The following is a 25,640-nucleotide window of genomic DNA, read 5'->3' on the forward strand; positions in this document are numbered from 1 at the left end:
TGAAAGGAAGAGGCCACCGTTCAGGTCAGGGCGCTGGGCTCGCCCGCGCAGCATGTCATGCAGGTGTCATGGCCCACCCGGAGAATGGAAGCCCATAGCAGGGACGACGGATGGAGGCAGGATCAGCCTCCCACGCATGCAGCAAGGCCACGCCAGTGTTTGGCGTGGCTTTTTTTACCCATCGCGTGGGTGTAGATGCCGGCTCACAGGTAAGCCTCGATGGGACCGTGCAGGAGGCAGCTGTCGAAGGCATCGATGCTGCACAACATCGCTTCATCAATTGCGTACTCCTGCAACAGAAGGTCGAACGCCGGAATTCCGGTCACGAACCTGCGTTCCACCAGCGTCTGCGCGTCCTGCATGGCGTAGTCGTAGTCGAAGCCATAGGCGGTCTCGGTGAAGCGTGCGGCATGGGTGATCAAGCGCAGCTCGTAGGTGTCTTGTTCGCCAGGAATGACATGGGCGAAGCAGCGCAACCCGGCGCCCACCGAAGCCAGCTCCGCTGCCAGCGCCCATCCCTTTTCAAGCGCCGCAAATGGCCGCGGCGGCGGCGATGGGTAGCGGCGACGCCAAAGCATCATGGCGCGTTCCACGTCATGGCCAGCGGCCTGCAGTTCAATGGCGGCCTCGGCGACCCCCAACCCTGTGCGGTGCCCGTAATCGGCCACGAGCTGATCAACCACCAAGGCGTGCGCCTGTGACAGGTCACCGCCGGCAGCCTCCAGCGCCTGCCTGCAGACAGCAATCGAGGCCGGCAGCCGCTGGCGGAGTGCGGCAATGGCGTATTTCATCGGCACACCAGTCACCAGGACTCGGCCTACCCGGCGAATGCCTTCAGCGCCTCACCTTCCAACCGGTACACCGTCCACTCGTCCTGCGGTCTGGCGCCGGCTGCGGTGTAGAACTCGATGGCCGGCGTGTTCCAGTCCAGCACTGACCATTCGAAGCGACCACAACCTTCAGCTACCGCCTGGCGGGCGATGTACTTCAGCAGCGCTTTGCCCGCGCCGGAGCCACGTTTTTCCGGGCTCACGTACAGGTCTTCCAGGTAGATGCCCTTGCGCCCCAGCCAGGTGGAATAGTTGTAGAAATACACCGCGTAGCCGATGGCTTCGCCGTTCGCCTCGCAGACCAGCGCTCGGGCGGTGGCGTCGGCGCCGAACAGGCTTTCGGCGATGCCGATCTCATCGGTCTGCACCGACTGCTCGGCCTTCTCGTAGATCGCCAGTTCGCGGATGAACCGAAGGATCAGGCCAGCATCGGCGACGGTGGCCGGACGGATGTTCAACACGGCCACCGTGCTCATGGCTCAGCCCCGCGCTGCAGCGACGTTGGCGCGCATCTGCGCGATCACGTCCTGGTAGCTGGTCTTGGCGTTGAAGATGGCCGAGCCGGCGACGAACGTGTCGGCGCCAGCGGCGGCGATCTCGCCGATGTTGTCGGCCTTCACGCCACCGTCGATCTCCAGGCGGATGTCACGGCCGCTGGCATCGATCTTCTGGCGCACCACGCGCAGCTTGTCCAAGGCCGACGGAATGAAGGCCTGGCCGCCGAAGCCCGGGTTGACCGACATCAGCAGCACCAGGTCGAGGTCGTCCAGCACCCAGTCGAGGATGTCCACCGGGGTGGCCGGGTTGAGCACGATGCCCGGCTTGCAGCCCAGCGAGCGGATCAGCTGGATGGTGCGATGGACGTGGCGCGAGGCTTCCGGGTGGAAGCTGATGTAGGTGGCACCGGCCTCGGCGAAGTCCGGGATGATGCGGTCCACCGGCTCGACCATCAGGTGCACGTCGATCGGCGCGGTGACGCCGTGCTTGCGCAGGGCTTGGCAGACCATCGGGCCGATGGTCAGGTTGGGCACGTAGTGGTTGTCCATCACATCGAAATGGACCCAGTCGGCACCCGCGGCCAGGACGTTGTCGACTTCCTCGCCCAGGCGGGCGAAGTTGGCCGAGAGGATGGAAGGAGCGATGAGGCAGTTGGACATGGCCGGGGCCTTCGGAACGGGGAAAGGGGTCTCCCGCCCGCAGGCGGGGCAATGGGGTCAGCGCTTGCGCAGGGTCTTGATGCGGTCGTAGGCGGCATTGATCCGCCGCGACTTCTGCTCGGCCTGCTGCTGCAGCTCGGGGGCCGCGCCGCCGAGCTTGTCGGGGTGGTACTGGGAGATCAGCTTGCGGTAGGCGCGCTCGACTTCGGCATCGGTGGCCTCGGAGGTCAGCCCCAGCTCCCGGTACGGGTTTTCCTTGTTCAGGCGGAACCAGTCCGAATCGAAGGCATGGCCGATCAGCAGGCCGATGACCGCACCGAACAGCGGATTGGGCCGGAACAGCAGGGCGCCGGCGATGAATCCGAGCAGTTTTCCGTACCAGCGCATGGCGCCCCAGGGTCGACCGGCGAAATGGACGCTCATTTTACGTCACAGCGGGCCCGGACCGCTTTACACTAGGCCGCCCGCTGGTCAGCGGGCCCGCCGGGTCCGTTGGGCAGCCGTATCGACGAAGCCCCAGGAGTGCCCGTGCCAACCACGCTGTTGCAATCCGATCTCCCCGGCCTGCCCTTGCGCCACCGCGGCAAGGTGCGTGACGTGTTCGATATCCCGCGCGAGCGGCTGCCAGCCGGGACCCCACCAGGCGACTACCTGCTGATGGTGGCCACCGATCGCCTGTCGGCCTTCGATGTGGTCCTGCCCGACCCGATCCCGGGCAAGGGCGAGATGCTCTGCCAGGTGTCCAACTTCTGGTTCGCCAAGACCGCGCACCTGATGCCCAACCACTTGACCGGCATCGATGTGGCCAGCGTGCTGCCCGAGAGCGTGGACGCGGCCCTGTACGCCAAGCGTGCGGTGGTCACCCGCAAGCTGAAGCCGGTACCGGTGGAAGCGATCGCCCGCGGCTACCTGATCGGCAGCGGCTGGAAGGATTACCAGCGCACCGGCAAGGTCAGCGGCATCGACCTGCCCGACGGCCTGCGCCAGGCCGAACAGCTGCCCGAGCCGATCTTCACCCCCTCGACCAAGGCCGCCGTCGGCGACCATGACGAGAACATCGACTTCGATGCGATGGTGAAGCAGGTCGGCGCCGAAATGGCCGAGCGCGTGCGCGATGCCACCCTGCGCATCTACAAGTTCGCCGCTGATTACGCCCGCGAGCGCGGCATCATCCTGGCCGATACCAAGTTCGAGTTCGGTACCGACGCCGATGGCCGCCTGTACATCATGGACGAGATGCTGACGCCGGATTCCTCGCGTTACTGGCCGGCCGACGAGTACGAAGTGGGTACCAGCCCGCCGAGCTACGACAAGCAGTTCGTACGTGATTACCTGGAGACGCTGGACTGGGGCAAGACCGCCCCGGGCCCGACCATTCCGGCCGAGATCATCGAGCGCACCCGCGCCAAGTACGCCGAGGCGCTGCAGCGTCTGGCCGGGATCAGCGTCGACTGATCCCCCTGCGCCCCCGGCCGGTCCGGCTGGGGGCGTTCTGAATGGGGTAGTGCCGGCCGCTGGCCGGCAATCTCGCGAACTCGGCTATGCTCTGGATTGTCGGCCAGCGGCCGGCACTACCGTTGTCCGAGGAAGCGACGCAGCATGCAGACATCCACCGAGCTTGCGCGGCCGATCGACCGCTATTTCGCCAGCTATTCCGACGACCACCGCAATGTCATCAACCAGCGCATCCACGTGGTGGCGGTGCCGGCGATCCTGTGGTCGGTGGTGGCCCTGCTGTGGTGCGTGCCGCCGCTGATCACCTGGTTCCAGTACGGGATCTGGTCGGCCTTCGCGATGTTCAGCGCCTGGTGCTTCTACAACAAGCTGTCGCGCCCGCTGGGCATCGGCATGCTCATCCAGTTCTTCGTGTTCGGCTGCCTGTGCCGGCTGCTGGAGGCGGAAATCGGCCTGCACAATCTTTTCTTGCTGGCGGTGGGCGTGTTCGTGGTGGCCTGGATCGCACAGTTCATCGGCCACAAGTTCGAGGGCCGCAAGCCCAGCTTCCTGACCGACCTGACCTACCTGCTGATCGGCCCGGCCTGGGTGATGGCCAAGGCCTATCGGAAGCTCGACTGGCGCTACTGACCCGACCACGACCGACAAGGGCCGTTGTTTCCTGAACGGGCAGATTCCGTCACCCGTAGTCCACGGCGGCCCTGCCAGCCTGCGCCGGTGACCCGCCCCCCACCTCCCGCCCGTCGACGGCAGCCCCTGTGCGACAGGGCCTGCGGTCTCCCTGCGTGGGCGTAGGGTGATCCCCGAGGGCAGCCAGGGAGCGACTGCAGGAACGTGATGTTGCGCCGCAGAAAAAATGAATCAGCGAACGTTACATGCAATTGATCGCTGTTCGATGGGTTTCGGCGACATTTCGCAGCCTGTTATCCTCCCTGACCTGCTCGTGAATCATGGATTCCCTGCATGCTCCCCAGCCTGCCCCTGCTGCTGGCCCTGCCGTTCCTGATGGCAGTGGCTGTTGCGGCCTTCCCCCGTAGTTCGCGCTCGACTGCTGCCTGGCTGGCGGCGCTGGCGCCGTTGGGCGGGCTGGCCATCCTCGCCTGGCTGACCCCATCGGTGCTCGACGGCCAGGTGGTGCGGACGATGGTCCCCTGGCTGCCGCAGATCGGCCTGGACTTCACCCTGCGCCTGGATGGGCTGGCCTGGATGTTCGCCGGGTTGGTGCTGGGCATCGGCGCGCTGGTGGTGCTGTATGCGCGCTATTACCTGAGCAGCCAGGACAACGCACACCGCTTCTACATCTACCTGCTGCTGTTCATGGGCGCCATGCTGGGCATGGTGGTGTCGGGCAACCTGTTGCTGCTGATGGTTTTCTGGGAAATGACCAGCATCAGCTCGTTCCTGCTGATCGGTTTCTGGTCGCACCGCCAGGACGCGCGCGAGGGCGCGCGCATGGCGCTGGTGACCACTGGCGGCGGCGGCCTGGCGCTGCTGGCCGGCGTGCTGCTGATCGGCCGCATCGTCGGTAGTTTCGACCTGGACGTGGTGCTGGCCGCCGGCGAGCAGATCCGCGCCAGCGCGCTGTACCCGTACGCGCTGTTCCTGGTGCTGGCCGGCATCTTCACCAAGAGCGCGCAGTTCCCGTTCCACTTCTGGCTGCCGCACGCAATGGCCGCGCCGACCCCGGTCTCGGCCTACCTGCACTCGGCCACCATGGTGAAGGCCGGCGTGTTCCTGCTGGCGCGCCTGCATCCGGCATTGGCCGGCAGCGATCTGTTCTTCTATACGGTCAGTGGCATCGGCGCGCTGACCCTGCTGGTCGGTGCCTGGAACGCGATCTTCCAGCATGACCTGAAGGGCCTGCTGGCCTACTCCACCATTTCCCATCTGGGTCTGATCACCCTGCTGTTCGGCCTGTCCACGCCGATGGCGGTGGTGGCCGGCGTGTTCCATATCCTCAACCACGCCACCTTCAAGGCCTCGCTGTTCATGGCCGCCGGCATCATCGACCACGAAACCGGCACCCGTGACATGCGCAAGCTGGGCGGGCTGCGCAGGCTGATGCCGTTCACCAGCGCGCTGGCGATCATCGCCTCGCTGGCAATGGCCGGCATTCCACTGCTCAACGGCTTCCTGTCCAAGGAAATGCTGTTCGCCGAGGCGATCAGCGCAGGCGGCACCCAGGCCATGCGCACCGCGGTGTCGATCGCCGCGCTGCTGGCCGGCGTGTTCGGCGTGGCCTACAGCCTGCGCTTCGTGCATGACACCTTCTTCGGCCCCGGCCCGCACGATCTGGACCGCGTACCGCACGAGCCGCCGCGCTGGATGAAGGTGCCGGTGGAGATCCTGGTAGTGATCTGCGTGGCGGTGGGCGTGGCCCCGGCATTGACCGTGGCGCCGGTGCTGCACGCCGCTGCGGCCTCGATCCTCGGCAATGCCATGCCCGAATACAGCCTGGCGGTGTGGCATGGCTTCAACCTGCCGCTGGCGATGAGCGCGATCGGCGTGGTCGGTGGCGTGGCGCTGTACTTCGGCCTGCGCAGGCTGATCAACCTGCACGGGGTGACCAATACCAGCCCCGGCCGCAACGTGTTCCACCGCCAGCTGGACCTGCTTTCGGCCGCAGCACAGCGACTGACCAACGGCATCGCCAACGGCAGCCTGCAGCGCATGCTGCTGGGCCTGGTGCTGGTGGCGATCGTGGTCGCCGCCGCGCCGTTCGTGGCCAATCCGGCCTCGCCGAACTGGACCGCGCCGCAGCCGATCCCGCTGCTGGGCTGGGCGCTGTGGCTGGTGATGATGGCCTGCGCGGTCGCCACCCTGCGCGTCTACAAGCAACGCCTGCTGGCGGTGCTGCTGGTCGGCGGCGTCGGCCTGATGGTGGCGCTGACCTTCGTGTTCCTGTCCGCACCGGACCTGGCGCTGACCCAGCTGCTGGTGGAGATGGTGACCCTGGTGCTGATGCTGCTGGGCATGAACTACCTGCCCGCGCAGTCCGGGCCGGAGCGCCCGCGCTGGCGCAAGCGCCGCGATGCGGTGATCGCGATCATCGCCGGTGCCGGCCTGGGTGCGCTCGCCTACACCGCGATGACGCTGCCGCCGAACACCATGGCTGGCGAGCTGCTCGCCCGCGCCCTGCCCGAGGCCTACGGCCAGAACGTGGTCAACGTGATCCTGGTCGACTTCCGCGGCTTCGATACCTTCGGCGAGATCACCGTGTTCGGCATTGCCGCGCTGGTGGTACACGCACTGCTGCGACGCACGCGGATGGCACCGGAGCAGATCATGCCCGGCCCGCCGATCAAGCTGCCGGTGCCGGCCGACCTGGCCCAGATCATGTTCCCTCTGACCCTGACCGTGTCGATCTTCCTGTTCCTGCGCGGCCACAACGCACCCGGCGGCGGTTTCATCGCCGGCCTGGTGCTGGCCGTGCCACTGCTGATCCAGTACGTGATCCAGGGCACCGCATCGGTGGAATCGCGCTTCGGCTTCGACTACATCCGTTGCATCGGCATGGGCCTGCTGATCGCCATTCTCAGCGGCAGTGCGTCGATGCTGTTCGGCGTGCCGTTCCTGACCAGCGGCCACCTCGACCTGCACCTGCCGCTGATCGGCGAGGTACCGCTGGCCAGCGCGATCGGCTTCGATATCGGCGTGTACCTGGTGGTGTTCGGTGGCGCGATGCTGATGCTGTCGATGATGGCCACCGTGAAACCCTCTCGTACCCGCACCGCGCGAAAGGGCGAGATCGACCTGCAACGCCGCTCGGCACGTACCGGGGAGATGCACTGATGGAACTGGCCCTGGCCTCCGCGATCGGCGTGCTGACCGCCATCGGCATCTACCTGCTGCTGCGCGCGCGCAGCTTCGATGTGATCCTGGGCATGACCTTCCTGTCCTACGCCACCAACCTGCTGATCTTCGCCGGTGGCCGTGTGGTGCTGGGCAAGGCGCCGGTGCTGCAGGAAGGCGTGGACAGCAACCTCGGCAACTACACCGATCCACTGCCACAGGCGCTGGTGCTGACCGCCATCGTCATTGCCTTCGCGATGACCGCAGTGAGCATCGTGCTGGCCATGCGCAGCCGCAGCGACAACCACAGCGACCACGTGGACGCTCACGAGCCGGATGACGACCTGCAGGATGAGGGTGTGCCGCCGCGCCAGGGCGAGGACCGCGCATGAACCACCTGGTGATCCTGCCGATCCTGGTTCCCCTGCTCGGTGCCGCGCTGTCGCTGTTCGTCGAGCACCGCCGTTATGGCCCGAAGGTGCAGCGCGCGGTGGCCTGGACGTCGCTGTCGGCGCTGGCGCTGGTGGTGGGCCTGTTGTTCGCCACCACCGCCAGCGGCGATATCAGCGTCTACCTGCTCGGCGACTGGCCGTCGCGGCTGGGCATCGCGCTGGTCGCCGACCGGCTGTCGGCGTGGATGCTGCTGACCACCCTGCTGCTGGCCATTCCCTGCCTGCTGCATGCCTGCTCGGGCTGGGACCGCCGCGCACCGCACTTCCATGCGCTGTTCCAGTTCCAGCTGGTCGGCCTCAACGGTGCGTTCCTGACCGGCGACATCTTCAACCTGTTCGTGTTCTTCGAGGTGATGCTGATCGCCTCCTACGGCCTGCTGCTCAGTGGCGGCCGCGGCCTGCGCATGCGCATCGGCCTGCACTACGTGGTGTTCAACGTCACCGCCTCGACGTTGTTCCTGATCGCGCTGGGCCTGCTGTACGCCTCGCTGGGCTCATTGAACATGGCCGAGCTGTCGCAGCGCATCGCCGAGGTGCCGCCGGCACAGCTGACCCTGGTGAAGGCGACGATGGGCCTGTTGCTGCTGGTGTTCTGCGCCAAGGCCGCACTGATGCCGCTGTACCTGTGGCTGCCTGAAGCCTATTCGCGCGCGCCGGCCGCAGTGGCCGCACTGTTCGCGATCATGACCAAGGTCGGCCTGTATGCGGTGCTGCGCATCCAGATGCTGTGGTTCGGCGACGATGCCGGTGCGATGGCCGGCTATGGCCGCGACTGGCTGCTGTGGGCCGGCGTGGCGACACTGGTGCTCGGTGGCCTCGGTGCGCTGGCCGCGACCCGCCTGCGCGTGCTGATCTCCTACCTGGTGATCGTCTCGGCCGCCACGCTGTTCATCGCCTTCTCGGTGGGCACGCCGCAAGTACTTTCGGCCGGCCTGTACTACCTGCCGCACAGCAGCTTCGTCGCCGCCGCGCTGTTCCTGATCGCCGACCTGATCCGCCGCCGCCGTGGTGGCGCCAGCGACCGCAAGGAAGTGGTGGCGCCGATGCCGGGCAAGGAGACGCCGGCGGTGCTGTTCCTGATCGCCGCGGTGTCGGTGGCTGGCCTGCCGCCGCTGTCCGGCTTCCTGGCCAAGGCCGCGCTGCTGGCCGGCATGCCGGCGCAGTACACCGGCCCGGTCTGGACCGCCGTTCTTGTCAGCAGCCTGCTGGTGATCATGGGCCTGACCCGCGGTGGCATCCGCCTGTTCTGGCGCGTGCCGCCGGTCGATCCGGAAGCGCCGCCGCCGCGCAAGGCACGGCTGCGCCGGGTCGAGCTGTACGCCGCCTGCATCCTGCTGGCCTATGGCATCGGCATGACCCTGGCCGCCGCGCCGCTGATGCGCTACACCGACGCCACCGCCGCACAGCTGCTGCAGCCCGGCGAGTACGTGCAGCAGCTGCGCGCGACCGCACCGGAGATCCGCCAGCCATGACCGCCCAGCGCTCACTGTTCCGCCGCATCATTCCCTCACCGATGCTCAGCATCATGGTGGTGGCGTTCTGGTTGCTGATGTCCGACAGCTTCACCGTCGGCCAGACCGTGCTCGGCCTGGTGCTGGGCGTGGTGGTGCCACTGTTCGCCGCGCGCCTGGACCGCGAGTTCGCCCGCATCGGTACCCTGCGCCCGCTGCCCAAGCTGCTGTGCGTGACCCTGTGGGACATCCTGATGTCCAACATCCGCGTCGCCCTGCAGGTGCTGGGCCCGGAGAAGAACATCCATCCGGGCTTCATCTGGCTGCCGTTGGACATCGCCAACATCCACGGCATCGCCGCGCTGACCAGCATGATCACGCTGACCCCGGGCACGGTCTCGGCCGCGCTCAGCGAAGACCGCAGGTTCCTGCTGGTGCATGTGCTGCACCTGGAGGATCCGCAGGCGCTGATCGATACGATCAAACGACGTTACGAAGCCCCGTTGATGGAGATTTTCCCATGACTGGATTCCAGATCATCCAGACCACGCTGGTGGTGTGCATGCACGTGGTCGGCCTGGCCATGCTGCTGGCCACCTGGCGCCTGCTGCGCGGACCGACCGTGCCCGACCGCATCCTTGCGCTGGATACGCTGTCGGTGACCGCCATCGCCGAGCTGATGCTGTTCGGCATGTACCTGAACTCCGCGATCTACTTCGAGGCTGCCCTGGTCATCGCCATGCTCGGCTTCGGCAGCACCGTGGTGCTGAGCAAGTTCGTGCTGCGCCGGGACATCGTCGAATGATCACCGCGATCCAGATCGGCCTGTCGATCCTGCTGCTGTTCGGCTGCTTCTTCATCCTGGTCGGTGCGCTGGGCCTGGTGAAGCTGTCCACGTTCTTCAAGCGCCTGCACGCGCCGACCAAGGCCAGCACGCTGGGCGTGGGCTGCGTGCTGGTGTGCTCGGTGTGCTACCACATCTTCCTCGGCCAGGACCCGCAGCCGCGCGAGCTGCTGATCACCGTGTTCCTGTTCATCACCGCACCGATCAGCGCGCACATGATGGCCAAGGCCGCGCTGTCGCTGCTGATGGAAACCCGCCCCAGCCTGCCCGGCAACGAACCGGCTGCCGAAGAGCAGCTGCCGCCGCCGGAGCCGGTGCGGGAAGAAGAGCACGCGCAGAACCGGTAACCCCGGTAGATGCCGACCTTGGTCGGCGCTTTGTTGCTGCGAGTGCCAACCAAGGTTGGCAGCTACCGCATCATTGGCGGGGTGACCGGTAGGTGCCGACCTTGGTCGGCACGGAACCAACCGCATCCACGCATGGTGTGGCTCTACAACCCGGGTGCACCCACCAGCAGCAGCTCCAGCACGAACCAGCCAACAAACGCGACCAGCAGGATCACGCCTTCGCCACGGCTGATCTTCAGGTCGCCACGCAGCATCGGGTACAGCACCAGCGCGAAGGCCAGCAGCGCCGGCAGCTCCAGGCGCACGAACGAGGCCGGCAGCGCCAGCGGCTGCAGGACCGCCATCGCACCGATCACCAGCAGCAGGTTGACCACGCTGGAGCCCAGCACGTGGCCCATCACCATGTCGCCATGGCCACGGCGTGCCGCAGCGATCGCGGTTGCCACCTCCGGCAGCGCGGTACCGATCGCGACCGGCAGCAGACCGACCAGCAGCGGCGTCCACCCCAGTGCAACACCGAAGTCCGCCGCCGCACCGACCACCAGGCGGGCGCCCCAGTACAGCGCCAGCGCCGCGATCACCACGCGCAGCACGTTCAACGGCAGGCTGGTACGGCTCAACGCGGACTCGGCGATCACCGCCTGCACCTCGGCGCTCTCGCTGCGGCCACGACGCAGCAGCACCACCTGCACGATGATGAAACCGGCCACCAGCACGCCGCCTTCCCAGCGCGCCAGGCCACCATCAAGACCGAACAGGATCAGCACCACGCCCGCCGCCAGCAGCGACCACCACAGTACCGTCTGCAATCGCGCGCGCAGCAGCAGCGGCGCAGCCATCGCAGCGACGGCCAGGGTCAGGCCCAGGTTGACGATGCTGCTGCCCACCGCGTTGCCCAGCGCCAGCTCCGGCTGGCCGACCGCCAGCGCGCGTGCGTTGACCGCCAGTTCCGGCAGCGAAGTGGTCACCCCGAGCAGCAACAGGCCAGCCGTGAACGGACTGGCGCCGAAGCGTTGCGCCAGGCCGGACACGGCCTTGACGATGGAGTCCCCGCCCAGCGCCAGCAGCAGCAGGCCGAGCAGGAACCAGGCAATTGCAATGGCGATCATCGAGCACTCCCCCAGCGGTCGTGGCGCGATTCTACGCTTGGCCCGCGCGCAAGGCTGGGCCGTGGATCAAGGATCAGCCACAGCCTTCCACATAATCGACCTGCGGGGTCTGGCCCACCCGCCACGCGCCGACCCGGCCGTCCGCACCGAGTGCGAAGTCGACCACCGCACCGCCCTCCTGCGCCGGCCGCACGCGCAGGTGCTGGGCCTTCTCGTCGTACTTGTCGGGGACGACGTCACCGCGCTCGGGATACAGCACCTGCAACTCGCCCAGGGTCATGCCGACCTTGCCGCCGCCCGGTGCGATGACCGCAGCATTGTGCACGTCATAGCGCACCAGCTTGCGGCCTTCGATCATCAGGCGCGGATCTTCGGCATTCTGCGGACGCAGGAAATAGCAGCCATCGTTGTTGTCGTCGACCGGCAGCGGTTTGCCGGCAGCATCGCTGCCCACGCCCCGCAGCGGCGTGCCGAAGCCGCTGCGGACCTCGGCGATGGCTGCACCGAGCTTCGCGCCGGCGTAGCCGTCCAGGTGTGCTGGGCTGTCGCTGCGGAGATCATTGGCCGGGCGCGCGGCCAGATCGGGATCGGCGGACTGTGCGGGCCCGGTCGCCGACGCGGTTTCGGCTGGGGTGTCGCTGCCACTGCCGGCCGCCCCCTGTTTGTCCTGGCCGCCGCAGGCGGTGAGCGAAAGCAGCAACAGACCAGCAATCGGGAGATGCTTCATCGGTGCGGTTCCCTGGCACGAAGGTGGCTGCACGCTAGCGCAGCACATGTGCAGGTGCTGCATTGTCATCGCCGTTTCATGGCCTTCGTTCAGGCTCGGCGTGCACCGACTTGGCCGTCCCCTCCATGCAACCGCGTAAGACCGATCTCGCCCGAACCGCGCTGCAGGCCCACCGCGCGCCGCTGGACATGCGCCAGAGGCGGCTGCTGATCCTGTGCGACGGCCAGCGCAGCATCACCGACTTGACCGGCCTGCTTGGCCCGGAGGCTCCGGCGATGGTCATCCAGCTGGTGCAGGCGGGCTATCTGAGCACAGGGCCGGCCGCAGCGACGCCCGCCCCCTCCCCCGAAGCCGCTGCCATCTTGCCAGCGCAGGCTGCGGTGCCTGCGACACCGGTCGAACGCCGCCGCTCGCTGGTGGCCGCGCGCATCTACGTGCTGGGCATCCTGGAGATGCAGCGCCACCCGCAGGCCGCTGCGGTGTTCCGCGACCTGCAGCAGGCGCGTGCGGAAGTCGAAGTGCTGCAGCGGCTGCAGTCAGCGCTGCAGGTGCTGCCCGCGCTGAACTCGGACGGCTACTGCCAGCGCGTACGCCAGCGCCTGCTGGAAGCGCTGCCGCTGGAGCATTGCGACGCGTTCGCCGAGATGGCGTAACCGCAGGTTCCGACGGCAATCATCCACGCATGGCGTGGATGCGATCAGGATCCGTGCCGACCAAGGTCGGCACCCACCAAGCTAGCGGGACGACCGGAAGTTGTTGCGCAGGCCGTTCCAGCACTGCTGGTAATCACCCTGCCGATGGCCGGCAGCCAAGGCCTGCGCGGTCGGGCGGATCACCGCGCGGGTCTCGAACATGAAGGCCATGGTGTCCTTGATCACGTCCGGCTTGGACAGGTCTGCGTTGGAGGCCTTGTCGAAGGTCGGCGCATCCGGGCCATGGCCGCTCATGCAGTTGTGCAGCGACGCGCCGCCGGGCACGAAGCCTTCGGCCTTGGCGTCGTAGGCGCCATGCACCAGGCCCATGAACTCGCTGGCGATGTTGCGGTGGAACCACGGCGGGCGGAACGTGTTCTGCGCCACCAGCCAGCGCGGCGGGAAGATCGCGAAGTCCATGTTGCTGGTCCCCGGTGTGTCGCTGGGCGAATGCAGCACCAGGAAGATCGACGGGTCCGGATGGTCATGGCTGATCGAGCCGATGGTGTTGAAGCGGCGCAGGTCGTAGCGGTACGGCGCGTAATTGCCGTGCCAGGCCACCACGTCCAGCGGCGAATGGTCGATCGGCGCGCGCCACAGGCGGCCTTCGAACTTGGCGATCAGTTCGAAATCACCATCGATATCCTCGAACGCCGCGTGCGGGGTCTCGAAGTCGCGCGGGTTGGCCAGGCCGTTGGAGCCGATCGGGCCGAGGTCAGGCAGCTTCAGCAGCGCACCGTAGTTCTCGCAGATGTAGCCGCGGCTCGGGCCATCGGGCAGTTCGACGCGGAACCGCACGCCACGCGGAATCACCGCGATCTGCTGCGGTTCGATCTCGATCACGCCCAGTTCGGTCAGCAGGCGCAGCGCTCCCAGCTGCGGCACGATCAGCAGTTCGCCATCGGCATCGTAGAAGTAGCGGCCAACCATGTCGCGGTTGGCGGCGTAGAGGTGGATGCCCACACCGGCATGCGCGTCGGGCGAGCCGTTGCCACCCATCGTGTACAGGCCTTCCACAAAGTCGGTCGGCAGTTCCGGCAGCGGCAGCGGGCTCCAGCGCAGCTGGTTCGGCGACGCCGGCTGCGCAGCGAAATCGCACTGCAGCTGGGACTGCGCGAACGGGGTGAACTCACCATGGGTGACCGCCGGGCGGATCCGGTACAGCCAGCTGCGGCGGTTGCTGCCGCGCGGCGCGGTGAAGGCGGTGCCGGTCAACTGTTCGGCGTACAGGCCGTGGGCCACCTTCTGTGGCGAGTTCTGCCCGACCGGCAGCGCACCGGCGACGGCCTCGGTGGCGAATTCGTTGCCGAAGCCGGACTGGTAGCCGCGGGCGGTGATGGCGGGGGACATGGTGGCTCCTGGAACGGCGATGCCGGAACGGATAGCAGCCGAGCATGGCTCGGCTCTACAGATGAGCAGCCGCCGGGCGTGGCCCGGCGCTACCGATGAACGTTACAGCACGCCGCGGCGGATCTGGTCGCGCTCGATGCTTTCGAACAGCGCGGTGAAGTTGCCTTCGCCAAAGCCTTCGTTGCCCTTGCGCTGGATGATCTCGAAGAAGATCGGGCCGATGCAGTTCTGGGTGAAGATCTGCAGCAGCTTGCGCTGGTGGGTTTCCGGATCGGCATCGATCAGGATCTTGTTCTTCGCCAGGCGCGCCACGTCTTCACCGTGGTTCGGCACGCGCTGGTCGATCACGTCGAAGTAGGTCTCCGGCGTATCGAGGAAGTCCACGCCCTGCGCGCGCATCGCTTCGACGGTCTCGTAGATGTTCTCGGTGAAGCAGGCGATGTGCTGGATGCCCTCTCCCTTGTACGCGTCCAGGTACTCGTTGATCTGGCTCTTCGGGTCGGACGATTCGTTCAGCGGGATGCGCACGATGCCGTCCGGCGCGGTCATCGCCTTGGACACCAGGCCGGTCTTCAAGCCCTTGATGTCGAAGTAGCGGATCTCGCGGAAATTGAACAGACGCTCGTAGTAGTCCGACCACTGCTGCATGTTGCCGAAGTACAGGTTGTGGGTCAGGTGGTCGATGAAGGTCAGGCCGAAGCCCACCGGGTGCAGGTCGGCGCCGGCGATCAACTCATAGTCGCCGTCGAAGATGCTGCCGGCGCTGCCATAGCGGTCGACCAGGTACAGCATGCAGTCGCCGATGCCCTTGATGACCGGGGCATTGACCGCCTTGCTGTCCGGCTTGAAGGCGATGGCTTCGGCGCCGTTGCCCAGCGCGGTCTGGTAGACCTCCTGGCCCGGCTTCTTGAAGCGGATGGCGAAGCCGCAGGCACACGGACCGTGCTTTTCGGCGAAGTCGGCGGCGAACGAATCAGGGTCTTCATTGACCAGGAAGTTGACGTCGCCCTGGCGATAGACGGTAATCGGACGCTGCTTGTGCTTGAGCACCGCGCTGAAGCCCATCTTCCGGAAGTACTCGTGCAGCTCCTGGCCACGGCCGGCCGGGGCGGCGAATTCGACGAACTCGAAGCCGTCGATGCCCATCGGGTTCTCGAAGGTGGTGACCTGCATGCCGGGGTTGGGATGCGAGGCGGTCGGGACTGCGGTATTCATGGCGTGGCTCCGAATCGGTACCGCATCGGTACAAACCAGGTGCGGGCAGGTAGGGACCCGGCGAGAATGCAGGGTCTGGACCTACCCCTTATAGTTACACTTGAAACCACCAGCAAGGTGCACCGCAACATGAGCCCCGCCGATCCCGTTTCGACCCGCCTGCGTTCCTCGCACGTCCTGCTCGACCTGGAACAGTTCCTGCCGTACCGGCTGAGCGTGCTGTCCAACCGGGTCAGCGGCAACATCGCCAAGCTATACGGCGATCGTTACGGTCTGGCGATCCCCGAATGGCGGGTGATCACCATCCTGGCGCTGTACCCGGGTTCCTCGGCCAGCGAGGTCTCCGACCGCACGGCGATGGACAAGGTGGCGGTCAGCCGCGCCGTGGCCCGCCTGCTGGAGCGTGGCTTCATCAAGCGCGAGACCCATGGCGACGACCGCCGTCGCTCGGTGCTGGCGCTGTCGGCAGCCGGCTTCGAGGTGTACGAGACCATCGCGCCAATGGTGATCGAGATCACCCGCAAGCTGATGTCGGTGCTGAGCGAGGAGGAGGAGCAGGTGCTGGAGAAGCTGATCCTGCGCCTGGCCGGCGACGGCCTGGAGCGGATGGGCGAAGGGGTCTGAAAGAAAAAGGGGACGGAGGGGATCAAGTCGTTTTGGGCACAACTGTGCTGATTGCGGCTTTATCCCCTCTGTCCCTTTTTTCCGCGCCTCAGCTCAGATGCTTGCGGCGTGCATGGATCCACGGCACGGCCAGCGCGGCGATGGCACCACCTGCAAAACCGAGTGACGCAGCAACCGTGGCCGCTTCGACCGCCCCTGGCAGCGCCAGTGCCGCAGCCACCAAGAGCAGCGACGGCAGGCCGACGAAGGTGCCGAGGAAGAAGTGCCAGCGCGGCGACCAGGTGTTGAGCTGCAGCAGGCTGACCGGCTGCCAGGCGTCGGATGCGGCGTCCTCGGCGATCTTCGCTACCGCCTTGCCCAGGTCTACTTCCGGCAGCGCGCGCCCCTGCCGTGCGGTCGCCAGCAGCTCGGCCACGGCCTCCACCGGCGGAAAGCTGGACGGCCACGCCACCGGCGCCGGCACGCCGTAGGCGGTCATCAGCGGCACGCTCAGCCACGGCGCCACCAACGGGCGCATGCGGCGTCGGCCATGCACGCACCAGATCTGTGGCTGGCCATGGGCGGTGACGCTGTACAGCGCCAGCTCACCCGCTGGCGGGTAGCCAAGCATGGTCACCCGCGCCGCCAGGCTGTCCTGGCCCATCGCGCGCAGGAATCCAGGACGGCTGCGTCCCTCCTGCATCCACGCCAGGCCGAGTGCACCCACCAGATACGCCTCGGCCACGTCCTTGCTGCCGGCAGTGGCGCGCTCATCACTGGCCAGGTACCAGGCCAGCGATTTCGGTTCGGAGACATCGTCCAGGCCCCAGCGGCTGTCATCGCCCAGCACGTGGCGCACCGGCAGGCGCGCCGGCGCGGTTTCGCCACGTTCGCCCGGCTGCAGGAACGGCAGTACGCCCTGGATGAAGGTGGACAGTTCGATGGCCCGCGCGCCATGGCCCTGCCATTCCGGCGGCAGCAACCCGGCCAGCTGGCCTTCGGCAGCCAGCGCATCCAGCCGCGCTTTCTGCTCGACCAGCCTTTGCACCGCCCCCTTCAGCACCACGTTGTCGGGCAGCGCGATCTGCGGCAGGCGGTGGCGCGATGGTGTCAGTTCAACGGTGTTCTCGCCGGTACCATCGTCATCGAGCAGCACTTCCTGCGCCGGCAGGCTCACGCCCTCATCTGCTCCGCTCTCGGCCAATGCGCTGGCAGGTTCGGGCAATCGTTCGGCGTGGTCGCTGTGCATGGGCGTTCCGGTAGGTTGAATCGACGGGGCGTCGACTGAAGTCCTTGCCGGTAACGGCGTGCACGCAGTGAAATTGAGACACCGATTCGGAGAGTGTGACGGCGCGCGCAATAGATCCACGCCATGCGTGGTTGCACGTCTGTGCCGACCAACGGTTGGCACCCACCAGAGCCTGCTGACCAGCAGGCGGCACCCAGCCAGGTTGCCGGCCAGCGGCCGGCACTACCGGTCAGGTGCCCACTGCTTGAGGAAGGCGCTCACTCGGGCAGGCTGGAAAGCTTCGCCCCTGCGCAGCTCACCAGTCGCCTGCGATACCAGCAGTCCACCATCGGCATCGAGCACCAGCAGGTACGGGTAGTCGCGTTCCATCATCGGGAACTGGGCAAAAAAGGCGGTGTTGGGCTGTTCGTCGCTGGCGTTGATCTTCACCCACACGTAGTGGGCATCGCGGAAGCGGCGCAGGTCGCCGTTGCCTTCCACCAGTTCGTCCAGCGCATGGCAGCGCTCGCAGGCGGCGTTGCCGACCTCGAGCAGGATGCGCTTCTTGCCGCGCTGGGCTTCCACCTTGGCGGTGGCCAGGTCATTGGCCGGGTCGCGGGCCGGGTCGAACTGTGCACCGAGCCCGGCGATGGCGGCGATGTCCGCCGCCACCGGGGTGTTGCCCGAGGCCACCGGTTCGCTGGGGTCAGCGACCGGTGGCTCGGTGGGTCGGGTATCCAGGGGCTGCGTAGGCTCGGCGGCTGCAGGCGGTTGCGGTTGGGAACAGGCGCCGATCAGCGCCGCACAGACCACCACTACCGCAGTACCGAGCTTGCTACGCATGCCTTCTACCCTCTCATCATTACTTGACGCCGTGCATCAGCTTGTTGATCAGCGGGGCGACCAGGAACAGCACCACGCCAGAGCCGATCAGAGCCCAGAACCCGAAGGTATACCCCTTCAGTGCCGACTCGACCGTCATGCCGCCTTCACCACTGACAACGCCGGCGAAGATGCCCGACAGGTTGTTGCCGATGCCGGTGGACAGGAACCAGCCACCCATGCCGAAGCCGACCAGGCGCACCGGAGCCAGCTTGGTCACCATCGACAGGCCGATCGGCGACAGGCACAGCTCACCGACGGACTGGATGACGTAGACCATGAACAGGGTCCAGAACGGGATCTTGCCGTCCACCACCATCTGCGACAGGGCGTACATCAGCAGGGCGAAGGCGGCGCCGTTGAACAGCAGGCCCAGGCCGAACTTGCGCGGAATCGACGGATTGGCGCGGCCCAGGGCCACCCAGATCCAGGCGATGATCGGCGCCAGGGTGATGATGGCCACCGAGTTGACCGACTGGAACCAGGCGGTCGGGAAGGTCCAGTCGCCCATCTGGCGGTTGACGATGTTCTCGGCCAGGAAGGTGAACGAGCTGCCGGCCTGTTCGAAGAACATCCAGAACATCACGTTGAAGGCGAAGATGATCAGCATGGCGATCACGCGGTCGCGCTGCACCTTGCCCTCGCGGATGCCCTCGACCAGCAGCAGCACGGCCAGTGCGGCGAACATCACGCCCAGGATCCAGGCCAGCGCGGTGGCGCCGGTGGCCAGCAGGAAGTAGGCCACCGGAATGGCGAACAGCGAGCCCACCAGCACCATGACGACACGGCCGAAGCCTTCAGCGCCAGCCGGCGGAGCACCGATGCCCTTCAGGCCGGCGCGCCCGATGTAGAACCACACCAGCGAGATCAGCATGCCCACGCCCGAGGCGATGAACACGACCTTGTAGGACGGCATTTCCGAGGTGCCGAAGACCTTGCGGGCCAGGTACTCGGTCAGCACCGGGGCGATCATCGCGCCGATGTTGATGCCCATGTAGAAGATGGTGAAGCCCGAATCGCGACGCTCATCCTTCAGGCCGTACAGCTTGCCGACCATGGTCGAGATGTTCGGCTTGAACATGCCGTTGCCGACGATGATCGTGGCCAGGCCGAGCTTGAACAGATGCTCTTCCGGCAACGAGATCATGAACAGGCCGGCGGCCATGATCACCGCACCGGTCAGGATCGAGCGCTGGTACCCCAGTACCCGGTCGGCCACGTAGCCACCGAAGATCGCCGCGGCGTACACCAGCGCCAGGTAGGCACCGTAGATGCGGCTGGCGTCGGCTTCACCGGCGGCACTGCCATCACGGAACTGGGCGACGATGTACAGCACCAAGGCCCAGCGGATGCCGTAGAACGCAAAGCGTTCCCAGAACTCGGTCATGAACAGCATCCACAACGGGCGCGGGTGGCCCATCATGGTCTTGAAGTCCGGCACGGCCGGCTCTGGGGTGTTCGCAGTGGCGTTCAAGCTCATGCGGATTTCCTGGTTCGGTGGATGACGAGCACGTCCGATGTGCAGTGGAGCAACGCGCGAGGATCACCGACTTCTGGCGTTCACGTCAAATACACGCCGTTTGAGGCAGGTGCCAGCCTGCTCGCTGAACTTGCATCTGAAACGATCCAGCCGCCGGCCGGGAACCAAGCTGAATGGGAGTCAGGCCAGATCGGCCGGGGGTGCGGCCTGCAGGCTGGTGCGCACCTGGAACAGTTCGGGGAAAAAGGTCAGTTCCAGCGCCTTGGCCAGGAAACCGACACCGGACGAGCCGCCCGTGCCGCGCTTGAAGCCGATCACCCGCATCACCGTACGCATGTGGCGGAAGCGCCAGAGCTGGAAGGCGGTCTCCAGGTCCACCAGGTCCTCGCACAGCGAATACTCGCGCCAGTAGCGATCGGTGTCCTGGTAGATGCGTTCGAAGACCGGCTGCAGTGCGTCATCGGCCACATGCGGCTGGGTCCAGTCGTGGGCCTCGTACACCGCCGGCACGGCGTGGCCGAAACGGGTCAGGTACTTGAGGAATTCCTCGTACAGGCTCGGCGCTTCCAGTGCGGAGCGCAGCTGCGCCTGGCCAGCCGGGTCGTGCTCGAACACCTGCAGCATCTGCGTGTTCTTGTTGCCCAGCAGGAACTCGATGTAGCGGTACTGCAGCGACTGGAAGCCCGACGACGGGCCCAGCACGTCGCGGAAGCCCATGTACTCGGACGGGGTCAGCGTTTCCAGTACCGACCACTGCTCGGTCAGCTGGCGCAGCACCTGCTTGCTGCGCGCCAGCACCTTGCGGCACTGCCAGACTTCATCACGCTGCAGGAAGCCGATCGCGGCACGCAGTTCGTGGCCGAGCAGCTTCAGCCACAGCTCCGAGGTCTGGTGCTGGATGATGAAGAGCATCTCGTCGTGGTGCGGCGGGTTGGACAACGGCTGCTGCGCGCTGAGCAGCTGGTCCAGCCGCAGGTAGCCGCCATAGGTCAGCCGCCCCTGCAGATCGGTGTGGATGCCAGCTTCGAGATCGCGTTGGTTGTTGTCGACGGACATGGGCGGGACCAGATCGGGGGCGGCAAGGGTAGCGCGTTGCCGCCATGCTGGCAGCCGCCGCGTCCATACCGGGGCGTCCGGGGGCCCGTGGAGCATCCGCCGATATGGGGGCTGCGCGTGGAACCGTTCGGGCCGTTGCACGGGCAGTCAGCCAGAGGCGTATTCTGATGCTTTGCAGCAACGACTGAATACGTTGTTGTTATTGGCCCCCCACCCGCCGGCAGGGGTAAAACAGGGCATCGCCGTGTTGCGCCGCAGGAAGGCTATTCCGTACGCGTTCCTTAACATGGCGATTCATATCATTTGTAACTTCTCTGTCGAAGGTGCAGTACGCAATGACGGTTGCCGCTGAATTCAAGATCGAATACCTGCAGTACCTGGACACGGACGGCACGCTCGTCCGCGATGACCTGCCCGCGTCGCTGCGCGACCCCAAGGTCCTGGTGCCGCTGTTCAAGCAGATGCTGTTCGTACGTACGTTCGACAGCAAATCCATCGCGCTGCAGCGCACCGGCAAGCTCGGCACCTATGCCGCCTGCCTGGGCCATGAAGCCGCGCACGTGGGCATCGGTGCCGCCATGCAGAAGGACGACGTGTTCGCGCCTTCGTACCGCGAGTATGGCGCGATGTTCATGCGTGGCGTGCGCCCGCACGATGTGCTGATGTACTGGGGCGGCGACGAGCGCGGCAACGACTACGGCGGCAACGCGGCCAAGGACTTCCCGTTCTGCGTGCCGATTTCCACCCAGTGCCTGCATGCCGCAGGCGCCGCGCTGAAGTTCAAGCTCAACAAGGAACCGCAGATCGCGGTGGCCGTGTGTGGCGACGGCGGCAGCTCCAAGACCGACTTCTACGCGGCACTGAATTCGGCGGGCGCTTACAAGCTGCCGCTGATCCTGTGCATCGTCAACAACGGCTGGGCCATCTCGGTCCCGCGTTCGGCCCAGACCGGTGCCGAAACGCTGGCACAGAAGGGCCTGGCCGGCGGCCTGCATTGCCTGCAGGTGGACGGCAACGACCTGATCGCGGTGCTGGCGGCAATGGAGCAGGCGCGCGAACGTGCGCTGGCCGGCGACGGTGGCACTGTGCTGGAACTGATGACCTACCGCCTGTCTGACCACACCACCGCCGATGACGCGCGCCGCTACCGCGACGACGCCGAAGTGAAGGATGCCTGGCAGCGCGAACCGATGCTGCGCCTGCGCAAGTACCTGATCAACGCCGGCGTCTGGAGCGAGGAAGAGGAAACCGCTTGGGTCGCCGAGTGCGGCACGCGCGTGGACGAGGAAGTGAACCTGTACCTCAACACGCCGGTGCAGCCGGTCGAGGCGATGTTCGATTTCCTCTACGCCGATCCGCCGCAGGACCTGCTGGCCCAGCGTGCCCAGGCGATCGCCCTGGAGAAGCGCCATGGATGAGATCAAGAACGGCGCGCCCGGCGCGCACACCAACGCCGCCGACAGCGCCGCCGTCGCGCGCGGAGAACAGAGCATGACCACCACCCCCATCACCCTGATCGAAGCCATCACCCAGGCACTGGCCTGGGAGCTGGAGCACGACCCGTCGGTGCTGGTGCTGGGCGAGGACGTGGGCGTCAACGGCGGCGTGTTCCGCGCCACCGCCGGCCTGCAGCAGCGCTTCGGCTCCGAGCGCATCCTCGACACCCCGCTGGATGAAACCACCATCGCCGGCCTGACCATCGGTCTGGCGGCACAGGGCATGAAGCCGGTGGCCGAAGCGCAGTTCGACGGTTTCATGTACCCGATGGTCGACCATATCGTCTGCCACGCCGCACGCCTGCGTTACCGCACGCGTGGCCGCCTGCACTGCCCGATGGTGCTGCGCGTGCCGTGGGGCGGTGGTATCCGCGCACCGGAACATCACAGCGAAGCCAATGAGGCGATCTTCACCAACGTGCCGGGCCTGCGCGTGGTGCTGCCGTCGTCGCCGCAGCGTGCCTATGGCCTGTTGCTGGCCGCGATCCGCGAGCCGGATCCGGTGATCTACATGGAGCCCAAGCGCATCTACCGCCAGTACAAGGAAGTGGTCGTCAACGACGGCGAAGCCTTGCCGCTGGACGTCTGCTTCGTGCTGCGCGATGGCACCGACGTGACCCTGGTGACCTGGGGCGCGCAGGTGAAGGAAGCGCTGGAAGCGGCCGACAAGCTGGCCGGCGAAGGTATCAGTGCCGAAGTCATCGACGTGGCCACGCTGCGTCCGCTGGACTTCGCCACCATCGCCGAATCGGTGGCCAAGACCGGCCGCTGCGTGATCGTGCAGGAGGCCCCGAAGACCGCGGGCTTCGGCGCCGAGATCGCCGCGCGCCTGGCCGAGGAATCGATCTACGACCTGCTGGCCCCGGTCGAGCGCGTCACTGGCTACGACACCCACATTCCGCTGTTCCGCCTGGAAATGAAGTACCTGCCGAGCGTTGAGCGGATCGTGGCTGCGGCCAAGCGCGCGGTGGCGGCCGGCTGACATGCGGGCCCGCCTCCTGGGGGCTTACCGCAGCCAGTATCCCAACCCGCTCCGGTTCCGCACCGGCCAGATCGTCGAAGTAGGTGTCCGTGACGAGGAATGGCCGGCGTTTGCCTGGGTACGCACCAACGATGGGCGCGCTGGATGGGCGCCCATCGCCTGGTTGCAGCTGCTGGACGAGGGTCGCGCCGAAGCGCTGTGCGACTACGACGCCCGCGAGCTGGATGTGGAAAGCGGCGAGATGGTGAAGCTTCATCACGAACACGGCGGGTGGTGGTGGTCCGAGCGCGCCAATGGCGCGACGGGTTGGCTGCCGGCCCGCGAACTGGAACTGCTGGAAGAGAACTGCAAATGAGCCAGACCAAGAACTTCAACCTGCCCGACCTGGGCGAAGGCCTGCCGGACGCGACCATCGTCGAGTGGTTCGTCAAGGAAGGCGATGTGATCAAGCTGGACGAGCCGCTGGTCTCGATGGAGACCGCCAAGGCCGTCGTCGAAGTACCGTCGCCGTTCTCCGGCAAGGTGCTGAAGCTGTCCGGCGCCGCCGGCGATATCATCCCGACCGGCTCGGTGCTGGCCAGCTTCGAGCTGGACCCCAACCTGCCGCAGCGCGCCGATGGCCAGGACACCGGCCACAGCCACGGTCATGCCGCACCTGCCGCAGCACCGACCCCGCCACCGCTGCCGGCCGCTGCCGCACCGGTGGCCGCCGAAGCCGCCAAGCCCGCCGCCGCCGAGCGTGATGACGCCGGCACCGTGGTCGGCGCGATGCAGAGCTCCAACGCCGTGCACGCCGAGCAGGCGCTGGCCGTCGGTGGCGTCAAGGCCGTACCGGCCGTGCGTGCCACCGCGCGCAAGCTGGGCGTGGACCTGTCCCGCGTACGCGCCACCGGCGCCGATGGCGCGGTGACCATGGCCGACGTCAAGCAGGCAGCTGCGGATGGCAGCGCAAAGATCGGTGCCGCTCCGGCTCCAGCCGCTGCTGCCGCCTATGCCACGCCGGCCCCGGCGCAGGTGTCTGCCCCGGTGCAGAGCGAAGCGCGCACCCCGCTGTCTGCTGCCGGCAAGCCGATGCGTACCCAGCCGCCGGGCGTGGTCGCCAAGGGCCAGCCGGAACCGCTGAAGGGCGTGCGCCGCAACATGGCGCGCGTGATGGCCGATGCGCACAGCAAGGTCGTGCCGACCACGCTGAACGACGACGCCGACATCCACGCCTGGCTGCCGGGCAACGACGTCACCGCGCGCCTGGTGCGTTCGATCGTGGTCGCCGCACAGAAGGTGCCGGCGATGAACGCCTGGTTCGACGGTGAAGCGCTGACCCGCACCCTGCACGCCCAGGTCGACATCGGCATTGCCGTGGACACCGACGACGGCCTGTTCGTGCCGGCGCTGCGCAATGCCGACATGCTCGATGCACGCGGCATCCGTGAAGGCGTCAACCGCCTGCGCGAGCAGGTCGAATCGCGTTCGATCGCCGCCTCGGAACTGAGCGGCTACACCATCTCGCTGTCCAACTTCGGCATGTTCGCCGGCCGCTACGCCACCCCGGTCGTGGTACCGCCGTGCGTGGCCATCGTCGGCGCCGGCCGTGCCCGCCACCAGATGACCCCGGTGATGGGCGGCGTGGAAGCGCACAAAGTGATCCCGCTATCGGTCACCTTCGACCACCGCGCGGCCACGGGTGGTGAAGCGGCCCGCTTCCTGCGCGCGATGATGGACGATCTGGCACTGGCCAGCTGATCGGGTGGGCCCACCGAGGAACTGATCGGTGGGTGCCAACCTTGGTTGGCACATGAATTGGAGAAAACGCTGGGCACTGCCCGGCGTTTTTTTGTGCCTGCTGGATCGCGCGCCATCCACGCATGGCGTGGATCTACTGAACGACCTGTCGCTGCGGTGGGCTCGCCGTTGTTCTGCGTCAGGGGAGGATCAATCGCGCGCGACCATGCCCTCGGCGCGGCTGTAGACACGCAGCCGGTGACCATCGGGGTCGACCCCGACGAAGGTGTGGCCGAATTCCAGCGTCACCGGCGCCTGCGCGATCTGCACACCGAGTGCGCGCCAGGCATCGTGCAACTGCCGCACTTCATCAGGATTGGCCACCACCATCGCCAGTTCGGCGGCACCGGCCTGCGCAGACACAGGTGGCTGCACGTCATCGCGCTGCCACAGGCCGAGTGCGGCGCCATCGCCGAGCAGGAACAGGGCAAAGCCGGGTGACTGTTCGACCGGTGCCGTGCCGAGGATGCCGCTGTAGAAGGTGGCGCTGGTGGCAACGTCGCGCACGTACTGCAGCAGGGTGCTGGGCGTGAACATGGGAAAGCTCCGTTGTTGGGAGCGATCATGGTGGTACGGGCCTGCTGACAGATTCTGTCAGTAGATCAAGCAGATGAAATCGGCCAGGTAGAGTCGATCGTCGTTCGAACATCTCGCGTATTGCGGGCACTTCCGCCACCGGATGGAAAGGCAGGCGACCCACTGTGATCTCGCGA

General features: G+C 66.7%; 27 protein-coding genes. 14 read left to right on the top strand and 13 right to left on the bottom strand.

Annotation, left to right across the window (positions count from 1 at the left end):
* Positions 1–203: 203 nt before the first annotated feature.
* From AC07M7_RS07885 to AC07M7_RS07900, 4 genes are read right to left on the bottom strand one after another with little or no spacing between them, the layout of a single operon-like run.
* The gene (locus AC07M7_RS07885) at positions 204–791 is read right to left on the bottom strand and encodes a hypothetical protein (RefSeq protein ID WP_495207079.1); all 588 of its coding nucleotides are present in this window, start codon (positions 789–791) and stop codon (positions 204–206) included.
* A 26-nt stretch (positions 792–817) separates the two neighbouring features.
* Positions 818–1,297 (bottom strand): GNAT family N-acetyltransferase, encoded by a 480-nt coding sequence (locus AC07M7_RS07890; protein WP_223497320.1) that lies wholly within the window; start codon positions 1,295–1,297, stop codon positions 818–820.
* 12 nt (positions 1,298–1,309) lie between these two features.
* Positions 1,310–1,987 (bottom strand): ribulose-phosphate 3-epimerase, encoded by a 678-nt coding sequence (gene rpe / locus AC07M7_RS07895; protein WP_046983681.1) that lies wholly within the window; start codon positions 1,985–1,987, stop codon positions 1,310–1,312.
* 57 nt (positions 1,988–2,044) lie between these two features.
* A complete protein-coding gene (locus AC07M7_RS07900) occupies positions 2,045–2,374 on the bottom strand; it encodes a J domain-containing protein (RefSeq protein ID WP_006399039.1) in 330 nt (109 codons plus the stop codon).
* A 141-nt stretch (positions 2,375–2,515) separates the two neighbouring features.
* On the opposite strand from AC07M7_RS07900, the gene AC07M7_RS07905 reads away from it, so the two are divergent.
* From AC07M7_RS07905 to AC07M7_RS07940, 8 genes are all read left to right on the top strand, one after another.
* Positions 2,516–3,442, top strand: a complete 927-nt coding sequence (locus AC07M7_RS07905; RefSeq protein ID WP_495207080.1) for a phosphoribosylaminoimidazolesuccinocarboxamide synthase — start codon at positions 2,516–2,518, stop codon at positions 3,440–3,442.
* A 144-nt stretch (positions 3,443–3,586) separates the two neighbouring features.
* On the top strand, positions 3,587–4,072 hold the full coding sequence (locus AC07M7_RS07910; RefSeq protein WP_495207081.1) for an Mpo1 family 2-hydroxy fatty acid dioxygenase: 486 nt from the start codon (positions 3,587–3,589) through the stop codon (positions 4,070–4,072).
* 333 nt (positions 4,073–4,405) lie between these two features.
* Positions 4,406–7,234: a monovalent cation/H+ antiporter subunit A gene (locus tag AC07M7_RS07915; protein ID WP_495207082.1), complete on the top strand. Its 2,829-nt coding sequence runs from the start codon at positions 4,406–4,408 to the stop codon at positions 7,232–7,234.
* Positions 7,234–7,626: a Na+/H+ antiporter subunit C gene (locus tag AC07M7_RS07920; protein WP_046984823.1), complete on the top strand. Its 393-nt coding sequence runs from the start codon at positions 7,234–7,236 to the stop codon at positions 7,624–7,626. Before AC07M7_RS07915 ends, AC07M7_RS07920 begins: the two co-directional genes overlap by 1 nt.
* A complete protein-coding gene (locus tag AC07M7_RS07925) occupies positions 7,623–9,158 on the top strand; it encodes a monovalent cation/H+ antiporter subunit D (RefSeq protein WP_046984824.1) in 1,536 nt (511 codons plus the stop codon). The genes AC07M7_RS07920 and AC07M7_RS07925 overlap by 4 nt, the downstream gene beginning before the upstream one ends.
* On the top strand, positions 9,155–9,661 hold the full coding sequence (locus AC07M7_RS07930) for a Na+/H+ antiporter subunit E (protein WP_006399169.1): 507 nt from the start codon (positions 9,155–9,157) through the stop codon (positions 9,659–9,661). Before AC07M7_RS07925 ends, AC07M7_RS07930 begins: the two co-directional genes overlap by 4 nt.
* Complete coding sequence (locus AC07M7_RS07935; protein WP_006399171.1) at positions 9,658–9,942, top strand: K+/H+ antiporter subunit F; 285 nt, start codon at positions 9,658–9,660, stop codon at positions 9,940–9,942. Before AC07M7_RS07930 ends, AC07M7_RS07935 begins: the two co-directional genes overlap by 4 nt.
* A complete protein-coding gene (locus AC07M7_RS07940; RefSeq protein ID WP_049443927.1) occupies positions 9,939–10,328 on the top strand; it encodes a Na+/H+ antiporter subunit G in 390 nt (129 codons plus the stop codon). Before AC07M7_RS07935 ends, AC07M7_RS07940 begins: the two co-directional genes overlap by 4 nt.
* Before the next feature lie 143 nt (positions 10,329–10,471).
* Here the strand turns inward: AC07M7_RS07940 and AC07M7_RS07945 are convergent, their stop codons facing one another.
* Together AC07M7_RS07945 and AC07M7_RS07950 are read right to left on the bottom strand one after the other, a co-directional pair.
* A complete protein-coding gene (locus tag AC07M7_RS07945; RefSeq protein WP_046984827.1) occupies positions 10,472–11,437 on the bottom strand; it encodes a sodium:calcium antiporter in 966 nt (321 codons plus the stop codon).
* Between the two features lie 73 nt (positions 11,438–11,510).
* Positions 11,511–12,164, bottom strand: coding sequence for a hypothetical protein (locus tag AC07M7_RS07950; RefSeq protein ID WP_046984828.1), 654 nt, complete (start codon positions 12,162–12,164; stop codon positions 11,511–11,513).
* 125 nt (positions 12,165–12,289) lie between these two features.
* Between AC07M7_RS07950 and AC07M7_RS07955 the strand changes: the two genes are divergently transcribed.
* Entirely contained in the window at positions 12,290–12,817 is a 528-nt protein-coding gene (locus tag AC07M7_RS07955; protein ID WP_495207083.1) for a hypothetical protein, read from the top strand.
* Between the two features lie 81 nt (positions 12,818–12,898).
* On the opposite strand, the gene hmgA is transcribed toward AC07M7_RS07955, so the two are convergent.
* Both hmgA and hppD read right to left on the bottom strand, forming a co-directional pair.
* Positions 12,899–14,206 carry a homogentisate 1,2-dioxygenase gene (hmgA, locus tag AC07M7_RS07960; protein WP_426354966.1) on the bottom strand — a complete coding sequence of 436 codons (1,308 nt, stop codon included), beginning with the start codon at positions 14,204–14,206 and terminating at the stop codon, positions 12,899–12,901.
* Positions 14,207–14,308: 102 nt separating this feature from the next.
* The gene (gene hppD / locus AC07M7_RS07965; RefSeq protein WP_211195207.1) at positions 14,309–15,421 is read right to left on the bottom strand and encodes a 4-hydroxyphenylpyruvate dioxygenase; all 1,113 of its coding nucleotides are present in this window, start codon (positions 15,419–15,421) and stop codon (positions 14,309–14,311) included.
* A 66-nt stretch (positions 15,422–15,487) separates the two neighbouring features.
* Between hppD and AC07M7_RS07970 the strand changes: the two genes are divergently transcribed.
* Positions 15,488–16,045 carry a MarR family winged helix-turn-helix transcriptional regulator gene (locus AC07M7_RS07970; RefSeq protein ID WP_081307605.1) on the top strand — a complete coding sequence of 186 codons (558 nt, stop codon included), beginning with the start codon at positions 15,488–15,490 and terminating at the stop codon, positions 16,043–16,045.
* A gap of 88 nt (positions 16,046–16,133) precedes the next feature.
* Here AC07M7_RS07970 and AC07M7_RS07975 read toward each other — a convergent pair whose 3' ends face one another.
* From AC07M7_RS07975 to AC07M7_RS07990, 4 genes are all read right to left on the bottom strand, one after another.
* Entirely contained in the window at positions 16,134–17,273 is a 1,140-nt protein-coding gene (locus AC07M7_RS07975; protein ID WP_495207084.1) for a hypothetical protein, read from the bottom strand.
* A 222-nt stretch (positions 17,274–17,495) separates the two neighbouring features.
* Positions 17,496–18,095 (bottom strand): thioredoxin family protein, encoded by a 600-nt coding sequence (locus tag AC07M7_RS07980; protein WP_046984833.1) that lies wholly within the window; start codon positions 18,093–18,095, stop codon positions 17,496–17,498.
* Positions 18,096–18,114: 19 nt separating this feature from the next.
* A complete protein-coding gene (locus AC07M7_RS07985; protein ID WP_136639148.1) occupies positions 18,115–19,614 on the bottom strand; it encodes a peptide MFS transporter in 1,500 nt (499 codons plus the stop codon).
* Between the two features lie 180 nt (positions 19,615–19,794).
* The gene (locus tag AC07M7_RS07990) at positions 19,795–20,670 is read right to left on the bottom strand and encodes a tryptophan 2,3-dioxygenase (RefSeq protein ID WP_495207085.1); all 876 of its coding nucleotides are present in this window, start codon (positions 20,668–20,670) and stop codon (positions 19,795–19,797) included.
* Between the two features lie 335 nt (positions 20,671–21,005).
* Between AC07M7_RS07990 and pdhA the strand changes: the two genes are divergently transcribed.
* From pdhA to AC07M7_RS08010, 4 genes are read left to right on the top strand one after another with little or no spacing between them, the layout of a single operon-like run.
* Entirely contained in the window at positions 21,006–22,088 is a 1,083-nt protein-coding gene (gene pdhA / locus AC07M7_RS07995; protein ID WP_295380023.1) for a pyruvate dehydrogenase (acetyl-transferring) E1 component subunit alpha, read from the top strand.
* Positions 22,081–23,148 carry an alpha-ketoacid dehydrogenase subunit beta gene (locus AC07M7_RS08000; RefSeq protein ID WP_006474353.1) on the top strand — a complete coding sequence of 356 codons (1,068 nt, stop codon included), beginning with the start codon at positions 22,081–22,083 and terminating at the stop codon, positions 23,146–23,148. Before pdhA ends, AC07M7_RS08000 begins: the two co-directional genes overlap by 8 nt.
* 1 nt (position 23,149) lies before the next feature.
* Positions 23,150–23,503, top strand: coding sequence for an SH3 domain-containing protein (locus AC07M7_RS08005; protein ID WP_012512332.1), 354 nt, complete (start codon positions 23,150–23,152; stop codon positions 23,501–23,503).
* A complete protein-coding gene (locus AC07M7_RS08010) occupies positions 23,500–24,888 on the top strand; it encodes a dihydrolipoamide acetyltransferase family protein (RefSeq protein ID WP_482998226.1) in 1,389 nt (462 codons plus the stop codon). The genes AC07M7_RS08005 and AC07M7_RS08010 overlap by 4 nt, the downstream gene beginning before the upstream one ends.
* Positions 24,889–25,077: 189 nt before the next feature.
* Here AC07M7_RS08010 and AC07M7_RS08015 read toward each other — a convergent pair whose 3' ends face one another.
* A complete protein-coding gene (locus tag AC07M7_RS08015; RefSeq protein WP_136639145.1) occupies positions 25,078–25,464 on the bottom strand; it encodes a VOC family protein in 387 nt (128 codons plus the stop codon).
* Positions 25,465–25,640 lie beyond the last annotated feature (176 nt).

The sequence above is a fragment of the Stenotrophomonas sp. GW821-FHT09E08 genome (assembly GCF_059416125.1).

Coding starts and splice junctions, on each gene's coding strand:
- AC07M7_RS07885 (WP_495207079.1), bottom strand. CDS start 791: ATGAAATACGCCATTGCCGCACTCCGCCAGCGGCTGCCGGCCTCGATT.
- rpe (WP_046983681.1), bottom strand. CDS start 1,987: ATGTCCAACTGCCTCATCGCTCCTTCCATCCTCTCGGCCAACTTCGCC.
- AC07M7_RS07900 (WP_006399039.1), bottom strand. CDS start 2,374: ATGCGCTGGTACGGAAAACTGCTCGGATTCATCGCCGGCGCCCTGCTG.
- AC07M7_RS07910 (WP_495207081.1), top strand. CDS start 3,587: ATGCAGACATCCACCGAGCTTGCGCGGCCGATCGACCGCTATTTCGCC.
- AC07M7_RS07915 (WP_495207082.1), top strand. CDS start 4,406: ATGCTCCCCAGCCTGCCCCTGCTGCTGGCCCTGCCGTTCCTGATGGCA.
- AC07M7_RS07920 (WP_046984823.1), top strand. CDS start 7,234: ATGGAACTGGCCCTGGCCTCCGCGATCGGCGTGCTGACCGCCATCGGC.
- AC07M7_RS07925 (WP_046984824.1), top strand. CDS start 7,623: ATGAACCACCTGGTGATCCTGCCGATCCTGGTTCCCCTGCTCGGTGCC.
- AC07M7_RS07930 (WP_006399169.1), top strand. CDS start 9,155: ATGACCGCCCAGCGCTCACTGTTCCGCCGCATCATTCCCTCACCGATG.
- AC07M7_RS07935 (WP_006399171.1), top strand. CDS start 9,658: ATGACTGGATTCCAGATCATCCAGACCACGCTGGTGGTGTGCATGCAC.
- AC07M7_RS07940 (WP_049443927.1), top strand. CDS start 9,939: ATGATCACCGCGATCCAGATCGGCCTGTCGATCCTGCTGCTGTTCGGC.
- AC07M7_RS07945 (WP_046984827.1), bottom strand. CDS start 11,437: ATGATCGCCATTGCAATTGCCTGGTTCCTGCTCGGCCTGCTGCTGCTG.
- AC07M7_RS07950 (WP_046984828.1), bottom strand. CDS start 12,164: ATGAAGCATCTCCCGATTGCTGGTCTGTTGCTGCTTTCGCTCACCGCC.
- AC07M7_RS07955 (WP_495207083.1), top strand. CDS start 12,290: ATGCAACCGCGTAAGACCGATCTCGCCCGAACCGCGCTGCAGGCCCAC.
- hmgA (WP_426354966.1), bottom strand. CDS start 14,206: ATGTCCCCCGCCATCACCGCCCGCGGCTACCAGTCCGGCTTCGGCAAC.
- hppD (WP_211195207.1), bottom strand. CDS start 15,421: ATGAATACCGCAGTCCCGACCGCCTCGCATCCCAACCCCGGCATGCAG.
- AC07M7_RS07970 (WP_081307605.1), top strand. CDS start 15,488: ATGCAGGGTCTGGACCTACCCCTTATAGTTACACTTGAAACCACCAGC.
- AC07M7_RS07975 (WP_495207084.1), bottom strand. CDS start 17,273: ATGCACAGCGACCACGCCGAACGATTGCCCGAACCTGCCAGCGCATTG.
- AC07M7_RS07980 (WP_046984833.1), bottom strand. CDS start 18,095: ATGCGTAGCAAGCTCGGTACTGCGGTAGTGGTGGTCTGTGCGGCGCTG.
- AC07M7_RS07985 (WP_136639148.1), bottom strand. CDS start 19,614: ATGAGCTTGAACGCCACTGCGAACACCCCAGAGCCGGCCGTGCCGGAC.
- AC07M7_RS07990 (WP_495207085.1), bottom strand. CDS start 20,670: ATGTCCGTCGACAACAACCAACGCGATCTCGAAGCTGGCATCCACACC.
- pdhA (WP_295380023.1), top strand. CDS start 21,006: ATGACGGTTGCCGCTGAATTCAAGATCGAATACCTGCAGTACCTGGAC.
- AC07M7_RS08000 (WP_006474353.1), top strand. CDS start 22,081: ATGGATGAGATCAAGAACGGCGCGCCCGGCGCGCACACCAACGCCGCC.
- AC07M7_RS08005 (WP_012512332.1), top strand. CDS start 23,150: ATGCGGGCCCGCCTCCTGGGGGCTTACCGCAGCCAGTATCCCAACCCG.
- AC07M7_RS08010 (WP_482998226.1), top strand. CDS start 23,500: ATGAGCCAGACCAAGAACTTCAACCTGCCCGACCTGGGCGAAGGCCTG.
- AC07M7_RS08015 (WP_136639145.1), bottom strand. CDS start 25,464: ATGTTCACGCCCAGCACCCTGCTGCAGTACGTGCGCGACGTTGCCACC.